Origin of the sequence: Caballeronia calidae (assembly GCF_900044055.2) — a bacterium.
GTDB classification, from domain to species: Bacteria; Pseudomonadota; Gammaproteobacteria; order Burkholderiales; family Burkholderiaceae; genus Caballeronia; species Caballeronia calidae.
The window spans coordinates 1-2015 of record NZ_FCOX02000236.1 but is presented as its reverse complement, the minus strand read 5'-3'; the positions used below and the strand labels follow the sequence as shown (position 1 = coordinate 2015).

1 protein-coding gene and 1 pseudogene are annotated in these 2015 nt (G+C 65.5%); both read right to left on the bottom strand.

The features are described 5' to 3' along the window. On the bottom strand, positions 1-1127 hold a 1127-nt coding region (locus AWB78_RS50245; RefSeq protein ID WP_445344275.1), incomplete at its 3' end, for a condensation domain-containing protein. Positions 1128-1181: 54 nt separating this feature from the next. Beyond that, a pseudogene (locus tag AWB78_RS50240) lies at positions 1182-2015 on the bottom strand (AMP-binding protein); the annotation flags it as partial.

The following is a 2015-nucleotide window of genomic DNA, read 5'->3' as shown; positions in this document are numbered from 1 at the left end:
TTGCGCCAGTATTGCGTCTGGCGTTCGAGCTCGGCGCCGGTGAGCCAGCCGCGTTGCCACAGCGTGTAGTCGGCGTACTGCACAGGCAGCGCGGGCAGCCCGAGCGGCTCGCCGGTGAGCGCAGCCGTATAGCATGCGCCAAGTTCGCGCACCAGCACGCCTGAGGACCAGCCATCGGAGACGAGGTGATGCACGGTGAAGAGCAGGACGTGCTCTTTGGGCGCGAGGCGCAGCAGTTGGGCGCGCAGCAGCGGACCGTGTTCGAGATCGAAGGGCTGCTGTGCTTCGGCCTGGGCGCGGCGCTGTAATTCAACGTTGCGCTCGTCGGGTACCAAATGAGCCAGAGTGGTAACGGGCAGCGCCAGTTGCAGTTGCGCGGCAATGCGCTGTTCGGGCCGCCCGTTATTGCTGACCAGACAGGTGCGCAGGCTCTCATGACGCGCGACGATGGCGTTCAGGGCGCAATGGAACGCCGGAACATCGAGCGAGCCGTTCAGCCGCATGGCCACCGGGATGTGATAGGCGGACTGACCCGGGGCGAGCTGCTCGAGGAACCACAGCCGCTCCTGCGCGAAGGACAACGGCAGATGCGACGGACGGGGCTGGGCCAGCAGGGGCGGGCGCGCGTGCGCGAGGCCAGGCCCGGCATCGTCTTCGATGGCCTGGGCCAGCGCAGCGACCGTGGGCGCGTCGAACAGTATGCGCAGGGGCAGCTCCCTGTCCAGCACGGTGCGCAGTTGCGAGATGAGGCGGGTGGCGAGCAGCGAATGGCCGCCCAGCGAGAAGAAGCTCTCGGACACGCCGACGCGTTCGAGGCCCAGCACACTGGCAAAGGACTGGGCGAGCGTGTGTTCGAGCGGGGTGCGCGGAGCGACGTACGCACTCAGGTCTTGCCACTGCGGGTCGGGCAGCGCGCGGCGGTCGAGCTTGCCGTTGGGCGTGAGCGGGAGCGCATCGAGCACGACGAAGGCGGCCGGCACCATGTAGTCGGGCAGGCGTTCGGTCAGATGGATGCGCAACGCGTCCACCATGCCGACGGCATCAGCGCCAGCGGTGAGCGTGACATAGGCGACCAGGCGCTTGTCGGCCGAACGGTTGCTACCGCTGTCGTCGCGGGCGATGACCACCGCTTCACGCACCGCAGGATGGCTGGCGAGCTGCGCTTCGATCTCCCCGAGTTCGATACGGAAGCCGCGAATCTTGACCTGATGATCGTTACGGCCGAGGAATTCGAGATTGCCGTCGGGCAGCCAGCGGGCGAGATCGCCGGTGCGGTACATGCGCGCGCCGGGCTCGTGGCTGAACGGATCGTCGAGGAAGCGTTCAGCGGTGAGATCGGCACGATTCAGATAACCGCGTGCAACGCCGGCACCGCCGATATAAAGCTCGCCGATCGCGCCCGGAGGCACCGGCTGGCCATGCGCATCGAGCACATAGGCGTGCGTGTTCGCGAGCGGTCGGCCGAGCGGCAGCGGACGATTCGAATTGCTGGATTCGAACATCTCGAACGTCAGCACGCCGACAGTCGTTTCGGTAGGACCGTAGTGATTCAGGATGCGCAGTCCGGGATGATCCGCCCGCAGCGCGGCAATCCAGTCGCGTTGTGCCACTTCGCCTCCCAGCACGATCAGTTGCTTCGGGAGCGCTGAAGCGTCCTGGCCGTGCAGAAGCGCCTGGAGATGACCGGGAACGATTTTGAGGACATCGATCTCGCATTGGCGCATGTAGCGTGCGAAACGGTCGCCGTCGGCACTCAGCTCGGAGGACATCACGTGCAACTGATGACCCTCGACGAGCGAGCTAAAAAGCACGGTGTTACCCAGATCCGTGGCAACGGTCGAGGTCAAGGCCATGCGGCTCGATGCCGTGACACGCATGCGTTTGGACACACCGTGCAGATAATTGGAGAGGTTTCGATGCTCGACCATGACGCCCTTGGGTTTGCCGGTCGAGCCGGAGGTGTAGATCACGTAGGCGAGGTGACGGGAGTTCAGGTCCGGCACGATCGGATCGTG